21 protein-coding genes are annotated in these 25,683 nt (G+C 70.4%); 16 read left to right on the top strand and 5 right to left on the bottom strand.

What is annotated here, in order from left to right:
• Nucleotides 1–2: 2 nt before the first annotated feature.
• The 3 genes from AC59HU_RS13625 to guaA are packed head-to-tail and all read left to right on the top strand — an operon-like array spanning nucleotide 3 to nucleotide 2,950.
• A complete protein-coding gene (locus AC59HU_RS13625; RefSeq protein ID WP_497224294.1) occupies nucleotides 3–881 on the top strand; it encodes an SURF1 family cytochrome oxidase biogenesis protein in 879 nt (292 codons plus the stop codon).
• Nucleotides 882–885: 4 nt separating this feature from the next.
• Nucleotides 886–1,350, top strand: a complete 465-nt coding sequence (locus AC59HU_RS13620; protein ID WP_497223977.1) for a DUF3817 domain-containing protein — start codon at nucleotides 886–888, stop codon at nucleotides 1,348–1,350.
• Between the two features lie 40 nt (nucleotides 1,351–1,390).
• Entirely contained in the window at nucleotides 1,391–2,950 is a 1,560-nt protein-coding gene (gene guaA / locus AC59HU_RS13615) for a glutamine-hydrolyzing GMP synthase (RefSeq protein WP_497223976.1), read from the top strand.
• A 90-nt stretch (nucleotides 2,951–3,040) separates the two neighbouring features.
• Here guaA and AC59HU_RS13610 read toward each other — a convergent pair whose 3' ends face one another.
• On the bottom strand, nucleotides 3,041–3,865 hold the full coding sequence (locus AC59HU_RS13610) for a Bax inhibitor-1/YccA family protein (RefSeq protein ID WP_497223975.1): 825 nt from the start codon (nucleotides 3,863–3,865) through the stop codon (nucleotides 3,041–3,043).
• Nucleotides 3,866–3,975: 110 nt separating this feature from the next.
• Here AC59HU_RS13610 and AC59HU_RS13605 point away from each other — a divergent pair, with 110 nt between their 5' ends.
• Genes AC59HU_RS13605 through AC59HU_RS13595 form a run of 3 tightly spaced genes read left to right on the top strand, consistent with a single transcriptional unit; the run spans nucleotide 3,976 to nucleotide 8,708 of the window.
• On the top strand, nucleotides 3,976–5,136 hold the full coding sequence (locus AC59HU_RS13605; protein WP_497223974.1) for an acyltransferase family protein: 1,161 nt from the start codon (nucleotides 3,976–3,978) through the stop codon (nucleotides 5,134–5,136).
• A 2-nt stretch (nucleotides 5,137–5,138) separates the two neighbouring features.
• Nucleotides 5,139–6,254, top strand: a complete 1,116-nt coding sequence (locus AC59HU_RS13600; RefSeq protein ID WP_497223973.1) for a glycerophosphodiester phosphodiesterase family protein — start codon at nucleotides 5,139–5,141, stop codon at nucleotides 6,252–6,254.
• 12 nt (nucleotides 6,255–6,266) lie between these two features.
• Nucleotides 6,267–8,708, top strand: a complete 2,442-nt coding sequence (locus AC59HU_RS13595) for an ATP-dependent helicase (protein WP_497223972.1) — start codon at nucleotides 6,267–6,269, stop codon at nucleotides 8,706–8,708.
• 78 nt (nucleotides 8,709–8,786) lie between these two features.
• Here AC59HU_RS13595 and AC59HU_RS13590 read toward each other — a convergent pair whose 3' ends face one another.
• Nucleotides 8,787–10,979, bottom strand: coding sequence for a hypothetical protein (locus AC59HU_RS13590; protein ID WP_497223971.1), 2,193 nt, complete (start codon nucleotides 10,977–10,979; stop codon nucleotides 8,787–8,789).
• A gap of 345 nt (nucleotides 10,980–11,324) precedes the next feature.
• On the opposite strand from AC59HU_RS13590, the gene sucC reads away from it, so the two are divergent.
• The 9 genes from sucC to AC59HU_RS13545 all read left to right on the top strand — a co-directional run bounded on the left by sucC (nucleotide 11,325) and on the right by AC59HU_RS13545 (nucleotide 22,893).
• Nucleotides 11,325–12,494 (top strand): ADP-forming succinate--CoA ligase subunit beta, encoded by a 1,170-nt coding sequence (gene sucC, locus AC59HU_RS13585; protein WP_497223970.1) that lies wholly within the window; start codon nucleotides 11,325–11,327, stop codon nucleotides 12,492–12,494.
• A gap of 17 nt (nucleotides 12,495–12,511) precedes the next feature.
• Entirely contained in the window at nucleotides 12,512–13,414 is a 903-nt protein-coding gene (gene sucD / locus AC59HU_RS13580) for a succinate--CoA ligase subunit alpha (RefSeq protein WP_497223969.1), read from the top strand.
• Nucleotides 13,415–13,528: 114 nt separating this feature from the next.
• Complete coding sequence (locus AC59HU_RS13575; protein WP_497223968.1) at nucleotides 13,529–14,071, top strand: hypothetical protein; 543 nt, start codon at nucleotides 13,529–13,531, stop codon at nucleotides 14,069–14,071.
• A 70-nt stretch (nucleotides 14,072–14,141) separates the two neighbouring features.
• Nucleotides 14,142–15,500 (top strand): cell division protein PerM, encoded by a 1,359-nt coding sequence (locus AC59HU_RS13570; RefSeq protein WP_497223967.1) that lies wholly within the window; start codon nucleotides 14,142–14,144, stop codon nucleotides 15,498–15,500.
• Between the two features lie 2 nt (nucleotides 15,501–15,502).
• Nucleotides 15,503–16,096 carry a phosphoribosylglycinamide formyltransferase gene (purN, locus tag AC59HU_RS13565; RefSeq protein ID WP_497223966.1) on the top strand — a complete coding sequence of 198 codons (594 nt, stop codon included), beginning with the start codon at nucleotides 15,503–15,505 and terminating at the stop codon, nucleotides 16,094–16,096.
• Entirely contained in the window at nucleotides 16,093–17,745 is a 1,653-nt protein-coding gene (gene purH / locus AC59HU_RS13560) for a bifunctional phosphoribosylaminoimidazolecarboxamide formyltransferase/IMP cyclohydrolase (protein ID WP_497223965.1), read from the top strand. The genes purN and purH overlap by 4 nt, the downstream gene beginning before the upstream one ends.
• Before the next feature lie 90 nt (nucleotides 17,746–17,835).
• Nucleotides 17,836–19,041, top strand: coding sequence for a dimethylargininase (gene ddaH, locus AC59HU_RS13555; protein WP_497223964.1), 1,206 nt, complete (start codon nucleotides 17,836–17,838; stop codon nucleotides 19,039–19,041).
• A 217-nt stretch (nucleotides 19,042–19,258) separates the two neighbouring features.
• Nucleotides 19,259–21,091 carry an ABC transporter ATP-binding protein gene (locus AC59HU_RS13550; RefSeq protein ID WP_497223963.1) on the top strand — a complete coding sequence of 611 codons (1,833 nt, stop codon included), beginning with the start codon at nucleotides 19,259–19,261 and terminating at the stop codon, nucleotides 21,089–21,091.
• Nucleotides 21,088–22,893, top strand: a complete 1,806-nt coding sequence (locus tag AC59HU_RS13545; RefSeq protein ID WP_497223962.1) for an ABC transporter ATP-binding protein — start codon at nucleotides 21,088–21,090, stop codon at nucleotides 22,891–22,893. Before AC59HU_RS13550 ends, AC59HU_RS13545 begins: the two co-directional genes overlap by 4 nt.
• A 22-nt stretch (nucleotides 22,894–22,915) precedes the next feature.
• Here the strand turns inward: AC59HU_RS13545 and AC59HU_RS13540 are convergent, their stop codons facing one another.
• Genes AC59HU_RS13540 through AC59HU_RS13530 form a run of 3 tightly spaced genes read right to left on the bottom strand, consistent with a single transcriptional unit; the run spans nucleotide 22,916 to nucleotide 24,124 of the window.
• Nucleotides 22,916–23,326, bottom strand: a complete 411-nt coding sequence (locus tag AC59HU_RS13540; RefSeq protein ID WP_497223961.1) for a hypothetical protein — start codon at nucleotides 23,324–23,326, stop codon at nucleotides 22,916–22,918.
• 37 nt (nucleotides 23,327–23,363) lie between these two features.
• Nucleotides 23,364–23,675, bottom strand: a complete 312-nt coding sequence (locus AC59HU_RS13535) for an MGMT family protein (protein WP_497223960.1) — start codon at nucleotides 23,673–23,675, stop codon at nucleotides 23,364–23,366.
• Nucleotides 23,672–24,124 carry a GNAT family N-acetyltransferase gene (locus AC59HU_RS13530; RefSeq protein ID WP_497223959.1) on the bottom strand — a complete coding sequence of 151 codons (453 nt, stop codon included), beginning with the start codon at nucleotides 24,122–24,124 and terminating at the stop codon, nucleotides 23,672–23,674. Before AC59HU_RS13530 ends, AC59HU_RS13535 begins: the two co-directional genes overlap by 4 nt.
• A 138-nt stretch (nucleotides 24,125–24,262) precedes the next feature.
• On the opposite strand from AC59HU_RS13530, the gene AC59HU_RS13525 reads away from it, so the two are divergent.
• The gene (locus tag AC59HU_RS13525) at nucleotides 24,263–25,486 is read left to right on the top strand and encodes an NADP-dependent isocitrate dehydrogenase (protein ID WP_497223958.1); all 1,224 of its coding nucleotides are present in this window, start codon (nucleotides 24,263–24,265) and stop codon (nucleotides 25,484–25,486) included.
• Nucleotides 25,487–25,683 lie beyond the last annotated feature (197 nt).

Here is a 25,683-nt window from a genome sequence, read left to right as displayed (position 1 = left end):
CGGTGACCGTCTTCCAGGTGATGCGGCGTCCACGCTGGATCGCCGCCCTCGTGCTCGCGCTCGCAATCGCCGGGGGCTTCGCCGCACTCGGCCAGTGGCAGCTCGGCCGTGCCGTCACGAACGGGGCGGTGCTGAACACGGGCAGCGAGACGATGCAGCCGCTGCAGGAGATCGCGGCCCCGCAGAAACCGGTGCTCGAGGCGGAGGCCGCCCAGCGCATCGAGACCAGCGGCCACTGGGTCGGCTCGGGCTACGACGTGCTCGGAGGGCGACTGAACGACGACACGTCCGGCTACTGGGTGATCGGCCAGTTCTCGGTCGACCAGCCGGCCGACACCTATCTGGCGGTGGCGCTGGGCTGGACCACGGATCTGGATCTCGCTCGCACGACCGCACAGGCGTTGTCGGGCGCGGCAGCCGCATCCGGGGCCGCCGCATCCGCACCCGCCGCATCCGCCCCGTCGTCGGCGGAACCCTCGGTCACGCTGCAGGGCCGCTACCTCCCCACCGAGGCCCCGGTCGCGAGCGACCAGCAGCAGCCGGTGCCGGGGGAGTCGCTCGACGGCACCCCGCTGCAGACCAGCATGTCGGTCGCCGCCCTGGTCAACCGGTGGCCGCAGTTCGACTCCGACGCCGAGGTCTACGGCGGGTACCTCGTGCTCGACACCCCGCCCGCACCGCTCACCGCGATCGTGTCGCCCGAGCCCGACCGCTCGGTGCAACTGAACTGGCTGAATATCTTCTACGCCGCCGAGTGGGTCGTGTTCGCGGGCTTCGCGATCTACTTCTGGTACCGCCTGGTGCGCGACGCCTGGGAGCGCGAGACGGAGGAGCAGGCGGAGGCCTCCGCAGATAACGCTCCGGATGCGCGAGTAGGCTAGATCCATGGCCCTCGCCCCGAAACCGAAGGACTTCCCGCGCATCCGCGGTGCGCTGAAGTTCTACCAGGTCGCCTCCATCATCACCGGCACGATGCTCCTGCTGCTGTGCGCCGAGATGCTCCTGAAGTACACCCCGATCGGGCTCGAACTCGAGCTCGGCGGGCCCCGCGGCTTCCTCGCCTTCGTGCCGTCCGGCACGACCGTCGCCGTCAACCTCAGCCTCCTCATCCTGATCGCGCACGGCTGGTTCTACGTCGTGTACCTGTTCTCGGACTTCCGGCTCTGGAGTCTCATGCGGTGGCCCTTCCTGCGCTTCGTGCTGCTCGCGCTGGGCGGCGTCATCCCCTTCCTCTCCTTCTTCCTCGAGGCGCGGACGGCGCGCGAGGTGAAGGCCTATCTCGCCTCGCGTGAAGCCGAGGCCGCGACCCCCGACACTGCGACGACCGACACCGTGGAGGCCACTCATTAGCGGATCACCGACCCCCGACCACGACGAGCTCACCCGCCCGGTGCTGGTCGTCGACTTCGGCGCCCAGTACGCCCAGCTGATCGCGCGACGCGTGCGCGAGGCCAGCGTGTACTCCGAGATCGTGCCGCACTCGATCAGCGCCGCGGAGGTGGCCGCGAAGAACCCGGTCGGCATCGTGCTGAGCGGCGGGCCGTCGAGCGTGTACGAGGAGGGGGCCCCGGCCCTGGACCCGGCCATCCTCGAACTCGGCGTGCCCGTCATGGGCATCTGCTACGGCTTCCAGGTGATGGCGAAGGCGCTCGGCGGCGAGGTCGCGAAGACCGGTGCCCGCGAGTACGGCTCGACCGACATGGCGCTCGACGAGCCCGTGGCCGACGGATCGGTGCTGTTCGCCGGCCAGCCCGGCTCGCAGTCGACCTGGATGAGCCACGGCGACTCCGTCGTGCAGGCGCCCGAGGGCTTCGAGGTACTCGCGAGCACGGCGTCGACCCCCGTGGCCGCGTTCGCCAACCCGGAGCGCGGGCTCTACGGGGTGCAGTGGCACCCCGAGGTCAAGCACACGCCGTTCGGGCAGGACGTGATCGAGAACTTCCTGCACCGTGCCGCCGGCATCCCCGCCGACTGGAACCCGGGCAACGTGATCGCCGACCAGGTCGCCTCGATCCGGGCCCAGGTCGGCACCGGGCGGGTCATCTGCGCGCTCTCGGGCGGAGTCGACTCCGCCGTCGCGGGCGCCCTGGTGCACGAGGCCGTCGGCGACCAGCTGGTCTGCGTCTTCGTCGACCACGGTCTGCTGCGCGAGGGCGAGCGCCGTCAGGTCGAGGAGGACTACGTCAAGTCCACGGGCGTGCGCCTCGTGACGGTGGATGCGCGCGAGCGCTTCCTCACCGCTCTCGAGGGCGTCAGCGATCCCGAGGAGAAGCGCAAGATCATCGGGCGCGAGTTCATCCGCACCTTCGAGCAGGCCCAGGCCGACCTCCTCGCCGAGGCCGAGGCCGACGGCGACCCCATCCGCTTCCTGGTGCAGGGCACGCTCTACCCCGACGTCGTCGAGTCCGGCGGCGGCAGCGGGACGGCGAACATCAAGAGTCACCACAACGTGGGCGGGCTGCCGGAAGACCTGCAGTTCGAGCTCGTCGAGCCGCTGCGCGCCCTGTTCAAGGACGAGGTGCGCGCCATCGGCCGCGAGCTCGGCCTGCCCGAGGAGATCGTGTCGCGTCAGCCGTTCCCCGGCCCGGGGCTCGGCATCCGCATCGTCGGCTCGGTCACCTTCGAGCGCCTCGAGCTGCTCCGTCACGCCGACGCCATCGTGCGCGCCGAGCTGACGGCTGCGGGCCTGGATGCGGAGATCTGGCAGTGCCCGGTCGTTCTGCTGGCCGACGTGCGCTCGGTGGGTGTGCAGGGCGACGGCCGCACCTACGGTCACCCGATCGTGCTGCGGCCCGTCTCCTCCGAAGACGCGATGACCGCCGACTGGACGCGGGTGCCCTACGACGTGCTGGCCCGGATCTCGAACCGGATCACTAACGAGGTCGCCGGGGTGAACCGGGTCGTGCTCGACGTGACGTCGAAGCCGCCGGGAACCATCGAGTGGGAATGACAGAAGGGGCCGTCCAGCTGGACGGCCCCTTCTTCGTGCGGTGCGGGTGAGCGGGTCGCGTCTCGCGCGCTCGGCTCGCCTCGCCTCGCGCTAGTTGCGGAAGATCGCGATGATCCGCAGCAGCTCGAGGTAGAGCCAGACGATGGTGAGGGTGAGGCCGAAGGCCGCCGACCAGCCGTACTTCCGCGGCGCACCGGCCTTGACGCCGCGCTGCACGGAGTCGAAGTCGAGCACGAGCGAGTAGGCGGCGAGGATGACGGCGAGCACGCCGATCACGAGGCCGAGCGGGATGCCGAAGATCTCGACGCCGCGGAGGCCGAAGGCGTTCGGAACGGCGCCGGTGACCATCAGCACGAAGTTGATCAGCGAGAACACGCCGTAGCCGATGATCGCGATCAGGAAGATCTTGGTCGCCCGCTTCGAGGCGCGGACCTTACCGCTCGCGAACAGCGCCAGCGTGACGCCGAACACCGCGAAGGTGGCGAGGACGGCCTGGATGACGATGCCGGGGTACCGCGACTCGAAGAAGCCGGAGAGGCCTCCGACCGCGAGACCCTCGAAGGCGGCGTAGGCCAGGATCAGCGGAGCGGACGGCTCGCGCTTGAAGGCGTTGACGAGGCCGAGGACCAGACCGCCGATGACGCCGACGATCATGAGGCCGAGGCCCAGGGCGGTCGGCTGGGGGTAGTTCGCCAGGAAGCTGACCGCCGCGGTGGCGATCAGGATGACGAACATCACGACCGTCTTGACGATCGTGTCTTCGTAGCTCATCCGGCCGGTGTCGGTCGGGGTCGCGGCGGGTCGCTGGTACATCTCCTGGAGGCCTTCGGCGGAGATCGTGGGCGTGTTCGCCACGCCCTTGCCGTTGAACACCGGATTCCGTGCGAAGGCGGGGTTGCTGGACTCTGCTGCCATGTCGGTCTCTTCCATGTGGGAACGTGATCGTGGTCCTACAAAGGTATCGGGGATGCTCGTTCCCTGCCTGCCAATTCACTGTCGGCGGAATGCTGTGAGACCATTTAGCAATGTCCAAGGACGCTCCGAGCTCTCCGCTGGCCGTGCCGGCACCATCGCCGCTTCCGGCGACCGGGCGGGGCGGTCCCGGTTTCTTCGGCCTCCTCGACCAGTTGCGCGGCATCGCCGCCCTGCTCGTGGTCTGGGCGCACCTCGTCGGATTCTTCCTCGAGGCGGCCGGCCGGTCCTGGCTGCCGTTCCGCCTGGTCGACCGCTTCATCGAGAAGCCGCTGGCGATCGTGGAGAGCTTCGGCTGGTTCGGGGTGGCGCTGTTCTTCTTCATCTCCGGCTTCGTCATCACGCACGCCGCGACCCGTGAGACCGGGCGCGAGTTCATCACCAAACGCATCCTGCGGATCTACCCGCCGCTGGTCTTCGCGGTGCTGCTCGCGCTCGCCATCGCCTTCCTCACCGGGAGCCCGGCCAAGAGCGGCGACGGGGGAGCGCTCACCGGGTGGGACCTGCTGACCAACTTCAGCCTGGCGAACTATGTCGCCGAGCCGCGCACGATCATCCTGGTGGTGGCGTGGACGCTGGCGGTCGAGATGTCGTTCTACCTGCTGATGTGGGGGCTGAAGACGCTGCTCCCGAAGGTGCCGTTCCTGCTCAGCCCCGCCATCCTCGTGATCGTGCTGGTCGTCTTCGCGGTGAGCGGCCTGGCGCGCCCCCTGTTCTTCCTGATCATCACCGTCGGGATGGTGCCGCTGCTCGTGCTCGGGCAGCTGACCTACCTCGTGGTGACCAAGCGGCTGAAGCTGTGGCTCGCCGCGCTCTACGGCATCGCGGCCTGGGTGGTCTGGATCATCTGCATGGAGCTGATCTACCCCTCGAACCTGCTGCCGGACTACTCGTACCCGACGAACGCGATGTTCGCGTTCCTCATCTTCCTGATCGCCGTGCTCGCAGAGGGGCGGCTGAAGCCGTTCAAGCCGCTGTCGGTCGTCGCCCGGCGCAGCTACAGCCTCTACCTGGTGCACGCGCCGCTCGGCCTCGGCATCCTCGGGCTGCTCAACGCGCGCACCTCGCTGCCGTACACGGTCGAGCTCGCGATCGCGCTGGTGGCCGTCGCCATCGCGACCGAGGTCTGTTACCGCTTCGTCGAGCGGCCGAGCCAGGCGCTGGGCCGGCGGCTGTTCCCCAAGGCGAAGAAGGTCGCACGCGCTAGCGTGTGAGGGTGTCGTCGCCAGCTCGTCGCGTGTCCTCGTCTGCTCTCGTCATCGGGCATCGGGGGGACAGCGGCCATCGGCCCGAGCACACCGCCTCGGCGTACCGCTTGGCGTTCGCCTCCGGGGCCGACCTCGTGGAGCCCGACGTCGTGCTCTCGCGGGACGGCGTGCCGGTCGTGCGGCACGAGAACGAGATCTCGGGCACGACGGATGTGGGCGACCGCCCCGAGTTCGCCGATCGGCGCACCGAGAAGATCGTCGACGGCGTCGCCCAGAACGGCTGGTTCGCCGAGGACTTCACCTGGGACGAGCTCGCGACCCTGCGCGCGCGGGAGCGGCTGCCGGCGCTCCGTCCGGACAGCGCGGCCTTCGACGGCGCCGAGGGGGTGCTCCGGCTGCGGGACGTGCTCGCCATCGCGGCCGATGCGGGCCGAGGCGTGGTCGTCGAGATCAAGCACGCGAGCTACTTCGCGGGGCTGGGCATGCCGATCGGGGAGATCGTCGCTCGGGAACTGGCCGAGGCGGGGTGGGGCGACGGCGCGCATCCGCTCGTCATCGAGTCGTTCGAGAAGACCGTGCTGCTGGCGCTCCGTGCGTCGGGGCTGCCGGCGCGGTACGTCTACCTGCTCGAGGCCTCGGGCGCGCCCTTCGACGAGGTGGTTCGGCGCGGGGCGGCGGCGGCACCGTACTCCAGCTCGCTGACGGATGCCGGGCTGCGCGCGCTGGCCCGGGAGGTCGACGGGGTGAGCCTCGACAAGGATCTGATCCTGACCCGGGATGCGGCGGGGCGGTCGACCGGGGTCGCGGACGTCGTGGAGCGGGCGCAGGCCGCCGGACTCTCGGTGTTCACCTGGACGTTGCGGGCCGAGAACGCGTTCCTCCCGGTCGACTACCGGAGTGACGGCGGGCCGGCGGCGTTCGGGAGGTGGGCGGAGGAGTTCGCCGCCATCCTGGGCAGCGGGGTCGACGGGGTGTTCGCGGATCAGCCGGAGCTGGCGGTGCGGGTGCGCTCGGCCGGTGCCGGTGCCGGTGTCGGTGTCGGTGTCGGTGGGGGTGCTGGTGCTGATGGGCTTGGTGGCGGTGTCTCTGGCGGCGCCGACGCCGGTGTCGGTGGGGCGAACTAAACTTGTCGCAGCATGAGCGACACCACCGAATCGACCCCGGCCCGCATCACCCCCGTGATCGTGGACGGTCGTGGTGATGCCTCGGATCAGGGTTCGGGCGACGACCCGTTGCTCGAGGGGCTGAACCCCGAGCAGCGCGAAGCCGTCGTCTACCGGGGCCCCGCCCTGCTGATCGTCGCCGGTGCCGGCAGTGGCAAGACCCGGGTGCTCACCCACCGCATCGCCTCCCTCATCCGCAACGGCGAGGCCTGGCCCAGCCAGATCCTCGCCATCACCTTCACCAACAAGGCCGCGGCCGAGATGCGCGAGCGCGTCGGGCACCTGCTCGGTCAGGTGGCGGAGGGGATGTGGATCTCGACGTTCCACTCGGCCTGCGTGCGCATCCTTCGTCGCGAGGCCGAGAACTTCGGGTTCACGAAGGCCTTCACGATCTACGACTCGCAGGATTCGCGGGCGCTGGTGAAGCGGATCATCAAAGACCTGCAGGCCGACACCTACGGCTTCACCGTCGCGCAGGTGACGGGCAAGATCTCCAAGCTCAAGAACGAGCTCACCGACGTCGAGAGCTACGCGCGCCAGGCGAACTTCTCCGACCCGAACGACGCGATGTTCGTCGAGTGCTTCCGGGCCTACACGCGGGCGCTCCGCGATGCGAACGCCTTCGACTTCGACGACCTGATCAGCCAGACGGTGTACCTGTTCCGCGCCTTCCCGCAGGTGGCTGAGAAGTACCAGCGGCGGTTCCGCCACATCCTGGTCGACGAATACCAAGACACCAATCACGCCCAGTACGCGCTGATCCGCGAGCTCACCCGTCCGCCCGAGTCGAACGAGCTGGCGGGGCTGCCCGCCTTCGGTGGCGGGGGAGCCTCCCTCACGGTCGTCGGTGACTCCGACCAATCGATCTACGCCTTCCGGGGCGCCGACATCCGCAACATCGTCGAGTTCGAGCGTGATTTCCCGGGCGCCAGCGTCGTGCTGCTCGAGCAGAACTACCGGTCGACCCAGAACATCCTCACCGCCGCCAACTCGGTGATCTCGAACAACTTCGACCGCAAAGACAAGAAGTTGTGGACCGCGGTGGGCGACGGCGACAAGATCGTCGGCTTCACCGGGTACTCCGGGCACGACGAGGCGCAGTTCGTCGCCGACGAGATCGCGAAGCTGCACGAGGGCGGAACGCCCTACAACCAGATCGCCGTGTTCTACCGCACGAACTCGCAGACCCGTGCGCTGGAGGAGATCTTCATCCGCTCGGCGCTGCCGTACCGAGTGCTCGGTGGCACCAAGTTCTACGAGCGGGCCGAGATCAAGGATGCGATGGCCTACCTCACGGCCGTCGCGAACCCCTTCGACGGGCTCGCGCTCCGCCGCATCCTGAACACCCCCAAGCGCGGCATCGGCCCCGCGACCGAGACCCAGCTGGCCTCGTTCGCCGAGCGCGAGGAGATCAGCTACCGCGAGGCGATGCGCCGGGCGAAAGAGCTCGGGCTCGGGCCGAAGGTGACCGGCGCCATCCTGCAGCTGGCCTCGTTGCTCGACGAGGCCAGTGAGCTGGTCGACCCCGAGCGCCCGGGCGGCGAGGCGCAGGTCGGCGAGGTGCTGCAGGTGCTGATGGAGCGCAGCGGTCTGGTCACGAGTCTGCGGGCGACGCGGGATCCGCAGGACGAGGCGCGGGCCGAGAACATCGAGGAGCTCCTGGCGGTCACGAAGGAGTTCAACCGCAACAATCCCGACGGCACGCTGGTCGACTTCTTGACCGAGGTGTCGCTCGTGGCGGCGGTCGACGACCTCGACGACTCGAGCGGCACGGTGTCGCTGATGACGCTGCATACCGCGAAGGGCCTGGAGTACGACGCCGTCTTCCTCACCGGCATCGAGGAAGACCTGTTGCCGCACCGGATGTCGGCGAGCGAGCCCGGAGGCCCGGCCGAGGAGCGGCGGCTGTTCTACGTGGGGATCACGCGGGCGCGCAAGCGGCTGTTCCTCTCTCTGGCGATGACCCGCGCGCAGTTCGGCGAGACGGCGGTGGCGATGCCGAGCCGGTACCTGCAGGAGATCCCGGCCGAGCTGATCGAGTGGATCCAGTCGCCCGGGATGGCGACCTCCCGCGGCGGCACCGAGCCGCGGGCGCTGAACGCCTCGCGGGGCGGCCGTGGCTTCGGCGGTGGCGGGGGCGGCGGGAATTCTCGCTGGAATTCCGACTCCGGTTTCGGCATCCCGCCGGGGCCGCCCCGGCCGAAGACCGAGTGGGCGAACCGGGTCACCGGCCAGGTGCGTGACAACGGCGACCTCGAGCTGGCGCCCGGAGACCGCATCCGCCACACCGACTTCGGTGAGGGCCGGGTGAACCAGGTCACGGGCGAGGGCTCGAAGCGCGTGGCGCACGTGAACTTCGAGTCGGCGGGCCCCAAGAAGCTCCTCATCAAGATCGCCCCCATCGAAAAGCTCTGACCCGCCGACCGGCGCCCGCTGACCAATAATCAGTGGTTGTCAACCTGCGGCCGCTGGCCGGCAACTGGGCCGTGCGGGTCAGGGCCAGCGGCGGAGGGCCAGGGCTAGGCCGGCCAGGCCGGTCATGACGCCGAGGACTGCCGCGGCGATCGCGAGCGCCCCGGAGGGTGCGGGGGCGCCCGTGCTCGCGAGGGCGACCGGGCGTTCGGGAGCGGCGAAGGGCGGGGGAGTCGGCGTCGGCGTGCCCACGACCGGCGGTGCCGGCGGAGTCACCGCGGGTGGCGGGGTGAGCACGAACGATTCGGCCTGCAGCACCCGATTGTCCGAGAAGGCCGCCACCAGTACCGGTGCTTCTACCGCCACCGGCTCAGCCACCGGGCTTGATGGGTTTGCTCCGCGTGCTGCCGACGACGAATCGCCGCCCGGCTCGGTGCCGTCGAGGAGGCGGCGCACCTCGGTGGTGTCCTCACCGCTTGGACGGGACGACTCTGCCGACGGCACGGGTGACGGGACCGAGCCGGGGGTGGCCTCGAAGACGAAGTAGTAGAAACCCGGTGCGGTAACCGGGATGCAGTCGGTCAGGTGGGTGCCGTCTGCGCCGAGCGTCGTGGTCACGCGACCCGCCACCGGAAGCGACCCGGCGGGCCGGGCTAGCTCGCGCGCCACGCCCGCACTCGCATCCGCATCCGCACTCGCATCAGCATCCGCAGTCGCAGCCGGGTCCGCAGCCTCGGATGGGGTCTTTACAGTGTCGGCGGGGAGCGGCCCGATGAGGGTGGACACGACGGCGAGCGGCGGGGCGCCCTCGGGCAGCCCCGAGAGCACGAGCCGGTCGCGCGCGCAGAACGGTTCGCCACCCGAAGCCGGCGCCATCATCGACGGCGGTGCGCTGTCATCGGTGGGGGCGACCGCGGTGGGGCCCGAGGCGGGGGCGGGGGTGAAGGTGGCGGTGGTGTCGAGGCGGGGGGTGGCGGGGACGAGGGTGGTTTCGGAGGCGACTCCGAAGGGGGAGGTGAAGCCTTGGAGGCGCGTGCCACCGCGGTCGGCGGGGGTTCGGGCGGGGTCGATCGAGTCGGTCCAGACGTAGTAGCCGGGGGAGGGGATCGTGCAGGGGGCGCTCTCGTAGACGCCGGGACCGGTCTCGATCCGGAGCTCGCTCCGGCAGACGGCCCGCGCATCCGCCGGCACCGTCGACGACAACACGGGTGGGGTGCCGAACGGACCCCAGAGCACACTCGCCACCACGACCGGCACGGGCAGCAATGCGCCGTCCGGCGCCTGGTAGAGGCCCCACTGCCCACCGGTCGCCGACTCCGGATGCGCGTCGAGTGTCAGCCGGTCGGTCAGCGCGGTGCCCGGCGAGGCCACCGCGGCGCTGGTGACCGTCTCGACCCGCGGGCGGAAGGGCAGTTCCGAGGTCGAGGTCGTGTCGGCCGTGGCGGCCGCGCTCAGCAGGTTCGGCTCGCTGACCAGGAGGCTCTGGCTGCCACCGGTGTTGCGACCGAAGCGGAAGTCGGCCCCGAAGGGGAGCGCGTGGTACTCCACCCGCGCCGAGATGGTCTCGAGGCCGCCCTCCTCGTCGGGCACGATCTCCTGCATGACGCCGTTCGCCAGATAGGCGCGGTGGCTGCCGTCGGCGAAGGTCGCACCCACCAGGGTCACGTCGCCGTAGTAGCTCGCGGGAGCCAGCGGATGCGCGCCGCTCAGGAAGTCGACCCACAGATCGGTGAGGACCCGCGCGCCGACACCGCTCGCATCCAGGCCCAGCGTGGCGGCCACGCCTCGGGACGCACCGGAGTCGCCGTTCGCGAGCTCGAGCATCCGATTCGCCGTCTGGGTCACGAGCGCGGCATCGCCGTTGGCGCGACGGGCGAAGAAGGCCTGGTCGTGGCCGCCGAGGCCGGTGACCGTCCAGGTCGCGAGCTGCGCCGCGGCGGCCGTGAGCGCGTCGCCGGGCGCACCCCAGTGCCGTGAGAGGAACGCCAGTCGCGCGGCGTCGTCGGTCGAGTAGCCGGCGGAGGCGCCGGGGAGGTAGTCGACGTCGGACCCGCCGGGCGGCGCCTTGGTGACCTCGAGGCAGTAGCCCGAGCGTCCGTCGGCCAGACGGTAGTTGCCGAGCCAGGAGGTGTGGTCGCCCAGCCAGGTGACACCGTCGCCGTGTGCGAGGGCCCGGACGGCGTTGGCGGGTGGAGCCGCCCCCGCGAGGAGGAGGAGCGGGAGCAGGACGGCGCCGGAGAGGAGCGACGCGAGGAGTCGGAAGGTTCTGGTCATGGCCCAAGGGTCGTCGGGCGGACGCGAGGGCCGAGCCCGGGGACGGGATCTGTGGAGAACACTGCACCGATCCGCGCCAGGGGAGGACCGGGTGCAGGAGCGGACCCCGAGGTCGGACGCAGACGTTCAACGCCGAGGGCGGACAGACGAGCGCAGGCGCGGACACCCTCCGGCACCGAACCGAACTCTCCACATCCCCTGGGAGCCTCCGGAACGCCCGCCGACCCTGCGGGGGTAGAGTTCTCTACGGTGTCCGGAGCGACGGAGTGGGCATCCATTCCGCCGCGCCATCAGTCATGTCCCCCACCCGGGGACGACGAGTTGAAAGCGGATTGGAAGACCAGCGTGGATCTATTCGAGTACCAAGCCCGAGACCTGTTCGAGAGCTACGGGGTCCCCGTGCTCCCGGGCATCATCGCCGACACCCCCGAGGAGGTCAGGGCCGCAGCCGAGACCCTCGGCGGAGTGACCGTGGTGAAGGCCCAGGTCAAGGTGGGTGGCCGCGGTAAGGCCGGCGGCGTGAAGGTCGCGAAAGACCCCGAAGCCGCCGAGGAGGCCGCGAAGGCCATCCTGGGCCTGGACATCAAGGGCCACGTGGTCAAGCGCGTCATGGTCGCCGGTGGTGCCCGCATCGACCGGGAGTTCTACTTCTCGGTGCTGCTGGACCGCGCCAACCGCTCCTACCTCTCGCTGACCAGCTACGAGGGCGGCATGGAGATCGAGCAGCTCGCCGTCGAGCGCCCCGAGGCCCTCGCCCGCATCGAGGTCGACCCCATCGCGGGCATCGACCTCGAGACCGCGCGCCGCATCGCCGTGGACGCCAACTTCCCCGAAGACCTGGTCGAGAAGGTCGCCCCCGTCTTCGTGAAGCTGTGGGAGGTCTACAAGGGCGAGGATGCCACCCTGGTCGAGGTGAACCCGCTCGTGCTGACCGAGGAGGGCGAGATCATTGCCCTCGACGGCAAGGTCTCGCTCGACGAGAACGCCGACTTCCGTCACCCCGAGCACGAGGCGCTCGAAGACGCCGAGGCCGCCGACCCGCTCGAGGCCAAGGCCAAGAAGCTGGGCCTGAACTACGTGAAGCTCGACGGCGAGGTCGGCGTGATCGGCAACGGCGCCGGGCTCGTGATGTCGACCCTCGACGTCGTCTCCTACGCCGGCGAGAAGCACGACGGTGTGAAGCCGGCCAACTTCCTCGACATCGGCGGCGGAGCATCCGCTCAGGTGATGGCCAACGGTCTCGACGTCATCCTCGGCGACGAGCAGGTCAAGAGCGTCTTCGTGAACGTGTTCGGCGGCATCACCGCCTGCGACGCGGTGGCCAACGGCATCGTCGGCGCCCTCGAGGTGCTCGGCGACACCGCCACCAAGCCCCTCGTCGTGCGGCTCGACGGCAACAAGGTCGAGGAGGGGCGCCGCATCCTCGAGGAGGCGGCCCACCCGCTCGTGACCCTGGCACTCACCATGGACGAGGGCGCCGACAAGGCGGCCGAGCTCGCCGCGGCTGCGAAGTAAGAAGAGGACGAGAGAACATGTCGATTTTTCTGAACAAGGATTCCAAGGTCATCGTCCAGGGCATCACCGGCGGTGAGGGCACCAAGCACACCGCTCTGATGCTCAAGGCCGGTACCCAGGTCGTCGGCGGTGTCAACGCCCGCAAGGCCGGCACCACCGTCAGCCACACCGACCAGGACGGCAACGCCGTCGAGCTGCCCGTGTTCGGCACGGTCGCCGAGGCCATCGAGAAGACCGGCGCCGACGTGTCGATCGCGTTCGTGCCCCCGGCGTTCTCGAAGGACGCGATCATCGAGGCGATCGACTCCGAGATCCCGCTGCTGGTCGTCATCACCGAGGGCATCCCGGTGCAGGACTCGGCCGAGGCCTGGGCCTACGCCACGGCCAAGGGCAACAAGACCCGCATCATCGGGCCGAACTGCCCCGGCATCATCACCCCCGGTGAGTCGCTGGTCGGCATCACCCCGGCCAACATCACCGGCAAGGGCCCGATCGGCCTGGTCTCGAAGTCGGGCACGCTGACGTACCAGATGATGTACGAGCTGCGCGACCTCGGCTTCTCGACCGCCATCGGCATCGGCGGCGACCCGATCATCGGCACCACGCACATCGACGCGCTCGCCGCGTTCGAGGCCGACCCGGAGACCAAGGCGATCGTCATGATCGGCGAGATCGGCGGCGACGCCGAGGAGCGCGCGGCCGACTTCATCAAGGCGAACGTCACCAAGCCGGTCGTCGGCTACGTCGCGGGCTTCACCGCCCCCGAGGGCAAGACCATGGGCCACGCCGGTGCGATCGTCTCCGGCAGCGCCGGGACCGCTCAGGCGAAGAAGGAGGCCTTGGAGGCCGCCGGCGTGCGCGTCGGCAAGACCCCCAGCGAGACCGCCGCCCTCCTCCGCGAGGTCTACGCGGCGCTGTGAATTCCCGGGGGGCCCGTGCTGCGCGCGGGCTCCCCGGCTCGCGCCGCCACCCAGGGCCGTCGGCTACGGCCGGCGGCTTCCCGCTGACCTCGGCGGTTCTGGCAGGATGAAGGCGTGGAGACCGATGTGACCGGGGGCAGCAGAACAGTCGGCGACGGGCAGACCGTGTCGCTGTATCAGCGGCTGCGGCACGAGCTGGTGACGCCGGAGTCGATCTACGGCACCATCATCGTCAGCGCCCTGATCGTGCTCGTGGAGGACGGGGAGAGCGACTTCAGCCTGATGGTCGCCGTCGCCGCCACGAGCTTCGTGTTCTGGGTCGCGCACGTCTTCGCCTCGACGGTCGCCCACCACGGCAAGCGCGACGGCGTCGAGATCCCGCTCGGCGAAGCGCTCGGCCGCGCGGTCCGGCACTCCTCCGGATTGCTGCTCGCGGCGATCATCCCGGTCGCGGCCCTCGGGCTCGGGGCGGCCGGCGTGCTGCCGGAGGACGACGCCTATCTGCTGGCCCTGTTCGTCGGCGTCGCGGTGCTGTTCGTGCTCGGCTGGCTCGCCTTCGCCGAACGCGGCAGCCGCTGGTTCATCTGCCTGCTGGGGGCGGTGGGCACCGCGCTCCTCGGCGTCATCGTCATCCTCCTCAAGGCGTTCTTCCACTGACGGAACGGCCGCCGCAGAGTCGGAGCGCCGCCGGAGGATCCCCGGACTCGGCAGGTAGGCTCGGCCACGCATGAACCGCCCACTCACCGCCCTGCTCGCCGCCCTCGACGCCCTGATCGTCGTCGCGATCGGCGTCGGCATCCCCCTGATCCCGCTCACCCTCCTCTGGGCGACGCAGTTCGGGCTCGCGGTCGACTGGCTCGTGTTCTGGCGTGCCTCGGGCGACCTGTGGCTGCTCGGCAACGGCGTCGACGTGCTCTTCGCCATCGACCCGGCACTCGCCCTGCGCCTCGGCGTCGACGGCGCGGCCACCCCCTTCACCGTCGGGCTGGCCCCGCTCGGCTTCGCCTTCGTCACGGTGCTGCTGGGCACCCGCGCCGGCAGACGTCTCGGGTCGACGGCCTTCCCGGTCACCGGCGCGCTGGTCGGGATGCTCGTGGTCGGCCTGCTCGGACTCCTGGTGCAGCTGGGCGTGCGCATCGACGGCGCCGAGCCCTCCCTCGTGCAGAGCATCGTCTTCCCCGCCGTCGTCTACGGTCTCGGCATCGCGATCGGCTACGCCTGGACGGGTCGGCGGACGCCGCCGATCGAACTCGGCGCCGCGAGCGGCTTCCGCCGCCGGCTCACCGCCCGCTGGACCACGCTGCCGACCGGGGACCGCGGTCTCGTCGCCCTCGCCTTCCGGGCGGGTCTCGCCTCCGCCGCCGGGATCGTCGGGGTGTCGGCCGTCGCGCTGGCGATCGTCGTGGTCGCCGGCTTCTCTTCGATCGTCGCGCTCTACGAAGGGCTCCAGTCCGGCCTCATGGGCGGCATCTCGCTGACCCTCGGCCAGCTGGCCCTGCTGCCGAACCTCGTCGCGTGGACCATGTCGTGGTTCGTCGGCCCCGGGTTCGCGATCGGCGCGGGCTCGACCGTCTCCCCGCTCGCGACCCAGGTCGGGCTCGTGCCCTCGCTCCCGGTGCTCGGCGCCCTCCCGCAGGGCACGCCCGCGCTGGGGTTCGCGGGGCTCGTCGTGCCGGTGGCCGTCGGCTTCGTCATCGCATCGCTCCTGCGACCGGTCTACCTCGAGGCGGTCCGCGGCCGCGGCGGCCGGGTGGTCCGGCTGCTCGCCACCGCGGTCGGCGGCGCGCTCGTCGGGGCGACCGCGCTCGGACTCATCGCCCTCTGGTCCGGCGGCGCCGCCGGCCCCGGCCGTCTCGCCGAGGTGGGGCCCGACGCCGGTGCGGTCTGGCTGTGGTCGTTCGTCGAGCTCGTGGTCTCCATCGCCCTCGGTCTCGTCGCCGGCGCGACCCGGGCCACCCCGGGCGCCACCCCGGCCGCATCCACCCCGGCCGCATCCACCCCGGCCGCATCCGCCCCCACGCGCACCCCCGCATCCACCCCCGCCCCCGCGCGCACGACCCCCTCCGACCCGGCCGATACACTGTAGGCGTGCTGTCCCTCCTCGTCCTGATCTCCGGGGGAGGCTCCAACCTCCGCGCGCTGCTGGAGGCGACCACCGCCGGCGACCTCCCCGCCCGTGTCATCGCGGTCGGGTCCGACAACCACGCCGAGGGCCTCGCCCACGCCGAGGAGTTCGGCATCCCCGACTTCGTCGTCGAGCCCGGCGACTTCGACTCCCGTGACGCCTGGGGCCGCGCGCTCCTGGAGCGCATCGAAAGCTACTCGCCCGACCTCGTCGTCTGTGCGGGCTTCATGCGCATCCTGCCGCCTGTCGTGGTGGCGGCGCTCACCCCGCGACTGATCAACACGCATCCGGCCCTCCTCCCCGCCTTCCCGGGCGCCCACGCCGTGCGCGACGCGCTCGCCGCGGGCGTGGAGACGACCGGGGTCACCGTCCACGTGATCGACGAGGGCGTCGACACCGGGCCCGTGATCGTCCAGGAGTCCGTGCGGGTCGAGCCGGGAGACACCGAGCACGATCTGCACGAGCGCATCAAGACCGTCGAACGGCAGCTGCTGGTGCAGGCCGTGCGCGACATCGCAGACGGATTAGTCGACCTCAAGGAGACAGCAGCACGATGAGCGGCCCCCAGCACGACCCGAGCCTGTACACCCACCGCGACACGGTGCCGATCACCCGGGCGCTGATCTCGGTCAGCGACAAGCGGGGGCTCGCCGAGCTCGTGCAGGGCCTCGCGACCTCGGGCGTCGAGATCGTCTCGACGGGGTCGACGGCGAAGGCGATCGCGGATGCGGGGGTCGCCGTGACCGAGGTCTCCAGCGTCACCGGGTTCCCCGAGTCGCTCGACGGCCGGGTGAAGACCCTGCACCCCGGCGTGCACGCGGGCATCCTCGCCGACCTGCGCCTCGAGTCGCACCGCTCGCAGCTGGCCGACCTCGGCATCCGCCCGTTCGACCTCGTCGTGGTCAACCTCTACCCGTTCCGCGAGACGGTCGCCTCGGGGGCCGAGCCCGACGCGGTGATCGAGCAGATCGACATCGGCGGCCCCGCCCTGGTGCGCGCGTCGGCCAAGAACTTCGCCAATGTCGCGATCGTCGTCTCGCCGAACCGCTACGATGACATCGTCGCCTCGCTCGCCGAGGGCGGCACCACGCTCGACGTGCGTCGCACGCTCGCGGCCGAGGCCTTCGCCCACACCGCCTCCTACGACGGGTCGGTCGCCGGCTGGTTCGCCGAGCAGCTGGCCGAGGCCGATCCGGGCGCGTTCCCGGCGCCGGCTCCGGATGCGGTCGACGGCCCGGGTGCATCCCGCGCCTTCGCCGAGACCCTCACCGTCTCCGCGGCGCTGTCCTCGACTCTGCGCTACGGCGAGAACTCGCACCAGCAGGCCGCCATCTACACCTCGGCCGACGGGCACGGCATCGCCCAGGCCACGCAGCTGCACGGCAAGGAGATGTCGTACAACAACTACGTCGACGGCGACGCCGCCGTGCGAGCCGCCTACGACTTCGCCGAGCCCGCCGTCGCGATCATCAAGCACGCGAACCCCTGCGGCATCGCGGTGGCGGCCCCCAACGCCCCCGACGCGATCGCCTCGGCGCACGCCCGGGCGCACGCCTGCGACCCCGTGTCGGCGTTCGGCGGCGTGATCGCCGCGAACCGCCCGGTCACGCTCGCGATGGCCGAGTCGGTCAAAGACATCTTCACCGAGGTGCTGATCGCGCCCGCCTTCGAGTCGGACGCCTTCGAGCTGTTGAAGACGAAGAAGAACCTGCGCCTGCTGACCCTCCCCGAGGGCTACCGCCGCGAGGACACAGAGCTGCGCCAGATCTCCGGCGGCTTCCTCGCCCAGACCCTGGACCGCTTCGACGGCCTCGACCGCGGTCGGTGGACCCTGGTCGCCGGCGACGCGGCCGACGAGGCGACCCTCGACGACCTCGAGTTCGCCTGGAAGGCCTGCCGCTCGGTCAAGTCGAACGCCATCCTGCTCGCCTCGCACGGGGCGTCGGTCGGCGTCGGCATGGGTCAGGTGAACCGGGTCGACTCCTGCCACCTCGCGGTCTCCCGGGCGGGCGACCGCGCACGCGGCTCCGTCGCCGCCTCGGATGCGTTCTTCCCGTTCGCCGACGGGCTCGAGGTGCTGCTCGAGGCGGGCGTCTCCGCCGTCGTGCAGCCCGGCGGCTCGGTGCGCGACGAGGAGGTCATCGCGGCCGCCCAGAAGGCGGGCGTGACCATGTACTTCACGGGAGAGCGGCACTTCTTCCACTAGACCGGGTTCCACCCGTTCCCTGCGGGCATGCGGCCGGCTCGGAGCCGGTACGCAAGCCGCATACAGACAGCATCACCTAAGGTCGTCTCTATGTCTTCCTACCGGCTCCGTTCGGTCACGGCATCCGTCGTGGCGGCGGCGGTCGTGGCCGCGATCGCCCTCGTCGCGTCCGACCTCGCCCTGTTCCTCGCGAACGCGCTCAAGGCGCAGGCGTTCCTGGTCTTCACGCCCTACTTCCTGCCCTCCGCGCTGCTGCTGTTCGTGTTCGCGGCGGTCTTCGGGTTGGTCGGGGCGTACCGGCACTGGTACACGGCGTTCATCGCCGGCCTCGTCTCCGGGGCGCTCGCCGCCTTCGTGGGCACGGGCGTCGCCGCGCTGGGCCAGGGGATCGCGCCGGACGCGCTCCTCGCCCCGCTCGCCGCGACGCTGGTCGGCAACAATCTCATCTTCGTGCTGGCGGCGGTGCTCGCCAGTGTCACGCTGGCCCGCCGCATCCACTCGCGGATCGCGATCGACGAGCAGGAGGAGGTGCTCCGCAAGCACCTCGTGCTCGTGCGGCGCCCGGCGGCGACCCTCGACGAGGGGCTGGTCACGCACATCGAGCGGGAGCCGGTCGACCTCGAGCTCGCCGAGGAGCAGTGGGAGACCTACGTCGCCGCGCTGACCGGTTCGGGCTGGGAGCCGGTCGAGGTGGAGCCCGCCGACGACCTCCCGGACTCGGTGTTCGTGGAGGACGCGGTCGTGATGTTCGGCGCGCTCGCGGTGATCGGCAGCCCCGGAGCCGACTCCCGCATCCCGGAGATCCCGGCCGTCGAGGAGAGCCTGCGCTCGCTGGGCCTGGAGATCGTGCGGATCGAACGCCCGGGCACCCTGGACGGCGGCGACGTGCTGAAGATCGGCACGACCATCTACGTCGGCCGCGGCGGGCGCACGAACGCCGACGGCATCCGTCAGCTCCGCAAGATCCTCGCCCCGCGCGGCTACTCGGTCGTGGCCGTTCCGGTGTCGAAGGTGCTTCACCTCAAGAGCGCCGTGACCGCCCTGCCCGACGGCACGGTCATCGGCTACCCGCCGCTCGTCGACGATCCGTTCATCTTCGACCGCTTCCTCGAGGTGCCCGAGCCCAGCGGCGCCCACGTGGTGGTGCTGGCCGACGACACCGTGCTGGTCGCGGCGTCCGCCCCGGAGTCGGCGCGGCTGATCGAGGGGCTGGGCTACCGGGTCATCTCAGTGGACATCTCGGAGTTCGAGAAGCTCGAGGGCTGCGTGACCTGCCTGTCGGTGCGGATCCGCTGACGCGGAGTTGACGCGGCGAATCCGCTGACGCGAAGGTGACGGGGCGGTGACGCACCGGTGGCGGGCGGGTGACGTCTCGCTGCTCCTGGCAGACGCCGCCGCTGCGCTGTTGCGTTCGGCCGAAGCGGCCGATAGTCTATAAGGCTGCCATGACGCCGACACCCCCGATTCGGGGGTTATTCGGCGTGCCCGGCGCACGAGAACGAGGAAGCAGGAGATGCCAGAGACAGCGACCCCCGCCACCGGGACGGTGGCCACGCTGCTGCGCCTGCGACCCTTCGCGCGGCAGGCCCTGCCGCGGATCGGGGTCGCGATGGTCGTCTCGCTGGTGGCCAGCATCGTGGCCCTCGCCATCCCGCAGGTGCTGCAGTGGATGGTCGACGGCCCGTTCGCCGACCGGGACGCCGGCCAGGTCTGGCTCGGCGCCGGGATCGTGCTCGGCCTCGGCGTCTTCGAGGCCGTGCTGATCGGCGCCCGCCGCGCTCTGGTGCTCACCCCCGGCACCCACGTCGAGGCCCGGATGCGCAACGGCCTGTACGCCCAGCTCGAAGACCTGCCCGTCGCCTTCCACGACCGCTGGCCGAGCGGGCAGCTGCTCTCGCGCGCCGTCAGCGACCTCAACCTGATCCGGCGGTGGCTGTCGTTCGGTCTCGTGCTGCTCGTGGTCAACGTGCTCACGCTCGTCGGCGGGGTCGTCATCCTGATCACGCTGAACTGGGTGCTCGGCCTCATCTTCGCGGCCGCCGCCGTGCCGGTCATCGCCTACAGCTTCTCGTTCGAGCGCCGGTACTCGGATGTCGCGCGGCGCTCGCAGGACCAGGCGGGCGACCTGGCGACCAGCGTCGAGGAGTCGGTGCACGGCATCCGCGTGCTGAAGGCCTTCGGCCGGGGCCGCTACGCCCTCAAGCGCTTCGAGAGCCAGGCCGAGCAGCTGCGCGGCACCGAGATCGAGAAGGCCAAGGCGATCGCCGGGATCTGGCTCTACCTCACCCTGATCCCCGACATCGCCTTCGGGGTCTGCCTGGTCGTCGGCGTCTGGCTCGCCTCGACCGGCCAGACCTCGGTGGGGGCGCTCGTGGCGTTCTTCGCGACCGGCACGGTGCTGCTGTTCCCGATCTGGTCGCTCGGCTACTTCCTCGCCATGACCCTCGACGCCAAGACCGCGACGTTGCGCTTCTTCGAGGTGATGGACTCGGAGAACACGATCACCGACCCCGTGCATCCGGCCACCATCGTCGACGGCCGGGGGCGACTGAGCTTCGACGACGTGCACTTCCGGTACCAGGATGCGCCGGCCGCCTTCCCCGATCTCCTCGACGGCGTCGACCTCGTCGTCGAGCCCGGCGAGACCATGGCGCTGGTCGGGCTCACCGGCTCGGGCAAGTCGACGCTCACCGCGCTCACCTCGCGCCTGTACGACGTGACCGGCGGAGCGGTGCGGGTCGACGGGGTCGACGTGCGCGACCTCACCCGGGAGGATCTGCGGAGCCGGGTGGCGATGGCCTTCGAGGAGGCCACACTCTTCAGTCGCTCGGTGCGCGAGAACGTGCTGCTCGGGCGCCCCGACGCGAGCGAGGCCGAACTGCTCGAGGCGCTGGAGATCGCTCAGGCCGGCTTCGTGCACGACCTGCCCGAGGGGTTGGACACCAAGGTGGGGGAGGAGGGGATGAGCCTGTCTGGCGGGCAGCGACAGCGCCTCGCCCTGGCCCGGGCCATCGCGGCGAAGCCGAGCGTGCTCGTGCTCGACGACCCCCTCTCGGCCCTCGACGTCGACACGGAGGCCCTGGTCGAGGCGGCTCTGCGCCGGGTGCTGGCCCGCACCACCGCGCTGATCGTGGCGCACCGCCCGTCGACGGTCGCGCTCGCCGACCGGGTCGCCCTGCTGCAGGACGGCCGGGTCACCGCCGTCGGCACCCACGCCGAACTGCTCGCGACGAACGAGCACTACCGCTTCGTGATCTCGAGCTTCGATGCGGACGAGCGCAGTGCCGCCGACCGCGGTGCCGCCGAGCGCAGTGCCGCCCTGAACGCCGAGGAGGTGTCCTCATGAGCGTCCTCGGAGTCGAAGGAGAGGAGCGCGACGACCTGAACCGGACCGAGAGCGCGCAGATCCGCGCGCGGTCGTTGCGGTTGCTCGGCTCGCTGATCCGGCCGATGCGCGCCCGGCTCGTGCTGAGCATCGTCGTGGTCGTCATCAGCACGATCTCGCAGGTCGCCGGCCCGGCGATCATCGCCTACGGCATCGACACCGGCCTGCCCGCCCTGATCGGCGCCGACTGGATGCCGGTCGCGTTCGCCGGGCTGGCCTACCTGCTGGCCGGCGTCACCGGTGCCGGCTTGATCGCCTGGTTCACGGTGCTGTCGGCGCAGATCAGTCAGGCCATCCTGTTCGACCTGCGGCGCCGTGTCTTCCTGCACACCCAGCGGTTGAGCCTCGAGTTCCACGAGAGCTACACCTCCGGGCGCATCATCTCGAGGCAGACCAGCGACCTCGACGCCATCCGTGAGCTGCTCGACTCGGGCATCAATCAGCTGGTTCAGGGCGTGCTCTACATGCTCTTCACCGCGGTCGCGCTGTTCCTCCTCGATGTCGAGTCGGGCTTCATCCTGCTCGCCTCGCTCGTGCCGCTGGCCGCGCTCACCCGCTGGTTCCAGGTGCGCTCGCAGACGATGTACCGCCGCACGCGGGTCGCGTCGGCGCGCTTGATCGTGACCTTCGTCGAGACCATGACGGGCATCCGCGCGGTGAAGGCCTTCCGCACCGAGAAGCGCAACGAGGCCGAGTTCGGCGGGCTGGTCGAAGAGTACCGGGCGACGAACGCGCGCGTGATCAAGCTCTTCGGCATCTACGACCCGGGGCTCGTGCTGATCGGCAACGTCGCGGTCGCCGCGGTGCTGCTGGTCGGCGGCTTCCGGGTGGTCGACGGCGGGCTCGAGATCGGTGTGCTGCTGGCCGCCGTGCTCTACACCCGGCGCTTCTTCGACCCGATGGAGGACATGGCGATGTTCTACAACGGGTATCAGAGCGCGACCGCGGCGCTGGAGAAGATCTCCGGCGTGCTCGAGGAGCAGCCGAGCGTCGCCGATCCCGAACAGCCCGTCGACCTCTGGGAGTCGCGGGGTGCCGTCGCGTTCGACGGCATGGAGTTCGGCTACGTCGAGGGGCGCCCCATCCTGCCCCACTTCGACCTCGACATCCCGGCCGGGCAGACGATCGCGCTCGTCGGGTCGACCGGAGCCGGCAAGTCGACGCTCGCCAAGCTCGTCTCGCGGTTCTACGACCCGACCGAGGGGCGGGTGACGCTCGACGGCATCGATCTGCGACAGCTGCATCCGAAAGACCTGCGGCGCGCGATCGTCATGGTCACCCAGGAGGCCTACCTCTTCTCGGGCACCGTGGCCGACAACATCGCCATCGGCAAACCGGATGCGACGCGGGAGGAGATCGAGGCCGCCGCGCGCGCCGTCGGGGCCGACACGTTCATCCGCGGTCTGCCGAACGGCTACGAGACCGACGTCAACAAGCGCGGCGGCCGGGTGTCGGCGGGGCAGCGTCAGCTGATCTCGTTCGCGCGCGCGTTCCTCGCCGACCCGGCCGTGCTCATCCTCGACGAGGCGACCGCCTCGCTCGACATCCCGAGCGAGCGACTGGTGCAGGATGCGCTGCAGACCCTGCTGGCCGACCGCACCGCGATCATCATCGCGCACCGGCTGTCGACCGTCTCGATCGCCGACAGGGTGCTCGTGATGGAGCACGGGCGGATCGTGGAGGATGGCACGCCGGAGGACCTCATCGCGGGCACGGGGCGGTTCGCCCAGCTGCACGCGTCGTGGCGGGAGTCGCTGGTCTAGCGGAAGCGGGTCTGGCGGGAGCCTACGGCTTCCAGGCGTTCCACTCCGTGGCGCCGGAGATGAAGATGTGCCAGCCGTCCTGGCAGACGATCTGCTCGGCCGGCGGGAGCACCTGGTGCCACCAGGTGTCCTGCATCGGGGGGAGGTTGCCCGCGATGCTCGCGTCGCAGGGCGCGCCGATGGTCTGCGCGGCCGCCTGGAACTGCATGATCGTGTCGCCGGTCTCGGTGTTGGACTTGATGCGGATCATCGTCGCGTCATCCGGAACCCACGACGGCAGCGGGATGCTCGCGTTCGCGGCCTTCCCGTCGGCGGCGGTCGGGTAGAGCTGGGCGGACACCGGCGGGGTGATCGCGTTCGCCAGGGTGCAGCCCGACAGCGTGACGACCAGTCCTGCCGCCGCGATTCCGGCGAGAAGTGCGCGACTCTTCATCGGCTGTGCGGTGTCCTCTCCTCATGGGCGACCCGTGTCAGGGCCGCCACCGAGCCTTAGCGTAGTCGACGGCATAGCCAGGTTCCCGCGAGACCGCTCGGAGCGGTGTGCCCTCGGCCTCGTAATGGTCTCGGGCGCGGGCCTCGTGACCGGCCGGCGGAAGGCCGCCCGAGCGCACCACGCGCCACCACGGATGCGCGTGACCGTAGCGCCGCATCACGCTCCCGACGGCGCGCGCCGCCCGCGAGCCGAGGAGCGCGGCGACGTCGCCGTAGCTCAGCACCTGCCCCGCGGGGATCGCGTCGACGACCTCGAGCACCTCCTCCTCGAAGGAGGGCTGCTCGGTCACAGATCGAGGGCGGCGATCGTCTCCCCGTACGGCGTCTCGTCGATCGGCGCGAAGCCGAGCTTGTCGAAGAAGGCGGCGGGGCCGGCCTCGCCCGGCTCGAAGATGACGGTGATGCGTTCGAAGCCGCGGGCGCGCGCCTCGTCGGCGAGGGCCAGCACGGCGAAGCGCCCGACGCCGTGGCCCTGGGCGTCGGCGGAGACGTTGATCCGCCAGATGCAGCTGCGGAACTCGGGCTCCTGCGCATCCGGATCGAAGTTGCCCATGATGAAGCCGACGACCTCGTCGTCCTCCAGCACCACGCGCGGCCAGGCCGTCGCCGGGTTGACGTAGGCCTCGGCGATCGAGTGCGAGACGGGGGCGACGAACTGCTCCTGGCCGGGCTTGAGCGAGAGGGTGTTCGCCGCGACGATGTTGGATGCCGCCAGCTCTTCCAGCCTGAGTTCACTCATGGCATCAGGCTAGCCGCTGGGCCACGGAACCCGCTAGCCGGGGCCGGACCTGGCAGAAGTATCTCGATGTCGAGAGAGTTCTGCGGGCGGGGGTAAACTGGGCCACGGCCCATTTCCGGCGGCTGTTGAGGAGCTGAATTGTCCAAGATCAAGGTTGAAGGCACGGTCGTCGAACTCGACGGCGACGAGATGACCCGCATCATCTGGCAGGCCATCAAAGACACACTGATCCACCCGTACCTCGATGTGAACCTCGAGTACTACGACCTCGGGATCGAGTACCGCGACGAGACCGACGACCAGGTCACCATCGACGCGGCCCGCGCCATCCAGAAGCACGGCGTCGGCGTCAAGTGCGCCACGATCACGCCCGACGAGGCGCGCGTGGAGGAGTTCGGGCTGAAGAAGATGTGGAAGTCGCCGAACGGCACCATCCGCAACATCCTCGGCGGCGTCATCTTCCGCGAGCCGATCATCATCTCGAACATCCCCCGTCTGGTGCCGGGCTGGAACAAGCCGATCATCATCGGCCGTCACGCCTTCGGCGACCAGTACCGCGCCACCGACTTCGTCTTCAAGGGCAAGGGCAAGCTCACGGTCGAGTTCACCCCCGAAGACGGCTCGGAGCCGATGAAGTTCGAGGTCTACGACGCTCCGGACGACGGCATCGCGCAGGTGCAGTACAACCAGGACGCGTCGATCCGCGACTTCGCGCGCGCCTCGCTCAACTACGGTCTGACCCGCAACTACCCGGTCTACCTGTCGACGAAGAACACGATCCTCAAGGCCTACGACGGCCGGTTCAAGGACATCTTCCAGGAGATCTTCGAGACCGAGTTCAAGGAGCAGTTCGACGCCGCCGGGCTCACCTACGAGCACCGCCTCATCGACGACATGGTCGCGTCGGCCATGAAGTGGGAGGGCGGCTACGTCTGGGCCTGCAAGAACTACGACGGCGACGTGCAGTCCGACACCGTGGCCCAGGGCTTCGGCTCGCTGGGGCTCATGACCTCGGTGCTCGCGACGCCGGACGGCAAGGTCGTCGAGGCCGAGGCCGCCCACGGCACCGTGACCCGTCACTACCGCCAGCACCAGGCCGGCAAGCCCACGTCGACCAACCCGATCGCCTCGATCTACGCCTGGACCCGTGGGCTCGCCCACCGCGGCAAGCTCGACGGCAACCAGGAGCTGATCGACTTCTCGCTGACGCTGGAGGACGTGGTCGTCAAGACCGTCGAGTCCGGCAAGATGACGAAAGACCTGGCGCTGCTGGTCGGGCCCGACCAGCCGTGGCAGACGACCGAGGAGTTCCTCGCCACGCTCGACGAGAACCTCAAGGCGCGGATGGGCGCGGACGCGTAGGCGTTCGGCTCGCTTCTCGCGTTTCGCGTACTGGAGGCCCCCACCGCTTCGGCGGGCGGGGGCCTTCGGCGTTCGTGGCGCAACCACCGCCACCACCTGTCGCCGACCCGTCAGTTGTTGCCGCTATCGCTGTCTAGTGGCGACAAGAAGTGACGGGTCGGCGACAGTCGGGCGGGGGCCCGGCCCGGGCTCCGGCT

It is taken from the genome of Herbiconiux sp. 320_LB, assembly GCF_059691755.1.
This window is presented reverse-complemented; position numbering and strand designations above follow the sequence as displayed.

What these genes read in the sequence shown, in the direction of transcription:
- AC59HU_RS13620 (WP_497223977.1), top strand. Translation starts at nt 886, where the DNA reads ATGGCCCTCGCCCCGAAACCGAAGGACTTCCCGCGCATCCGCGGTGCG.
- AC59HU_RS13610 (WP_497223975.1), bottom strand. Translation starts at nt 3,865, where the DNA reads ATGGCAGCAGAGTCCAGCAACCCCGCCTTCGCACGGAATCCGGTGTTC.
- AC59HU_RS13605 (WP_497223974.1), top strand. Translation starts at nt 3,976, where the DNA reads ATGTCCAAGGACGCTCCGAGCTCTCCGCTGGCCGTGCCGGCACCATCG.
- AC59HU_RS13595 (WP_497223972.1), top strand. Translation starts at nt 6,267, where the DNA reads ATGAGCGACACCACCGAATCGACCCCGGCCCGCATCACCCCCGTGATC.
- AC59HU_RS13590 (WP_497223971.1), bottom strand. Translation starts at nt 10,979, where the DNA reads ATGACCAGAACCTTCCGACTCCTCGCGTCGCTCCTCTCCGGCGCCGTC.
- sucD (WP_497223969.1), top strand. Translation starts at nt 12,512, where the DNA reads ATGTCGATTTTTCTGAACAAGGATTCCAAGGTCATCGTCCAGGGCATC.
- AC59HU_RS13570 (WP_497223967.1), top strand. Translation starts at nt 14,142, where the DNA reads ATGAACCGCCCACTCACCGCCCTGCTCGCCGCCCTCGACGCCCTGATC.
- purH (WP_497223965.1), top strand. Translation starts at nt 16,093, where the DNA reads ATGAGCGGCCCCCAGCACGACCCGAGCCTGTACACCCACCGCGACACG.
- ddaH (WP_497223964.1), top strand. Translation starts at nt 17,836, where the DNA reads ATGTCTTCCTACCGGCTCCGTTCGGTCACGGCATCCGTCGTGGCGGCG.
- AC59HU_RS13550 (WP_497223963.1), top strand. Translation starts at nt 19,259, where the DNA reads ATGCCAGAGACAGCGACCCCCGCCACCGGGACGGTGGCCACGCTGCTG.
- AC59HU_RS13545 (WP_497223962.1), top strand. Translation starts at nt 21,088, where the DNA reads ATGAGCGTCCTCGGAGTCGAAGGAGAGGAGCGCGACGACCTGAACCGG.
- AC59HU_RS13540 (WP_497223961.1), bottom strand. Translation starts at nt 23,326, where the DNA reads ATGAAGAGTCGCGCACTTCTCGCCGGAATCGCGGCGGCAGGACTGGTC.
- AC59HU_RS13530 (WP_497223959.1), bottom strand. Translation starts at nt 24,124, where the DNA reads ATGAGTGAACTCAGGCTGGAAGAGCTGGCGGCATCCAACATCGTCGCG.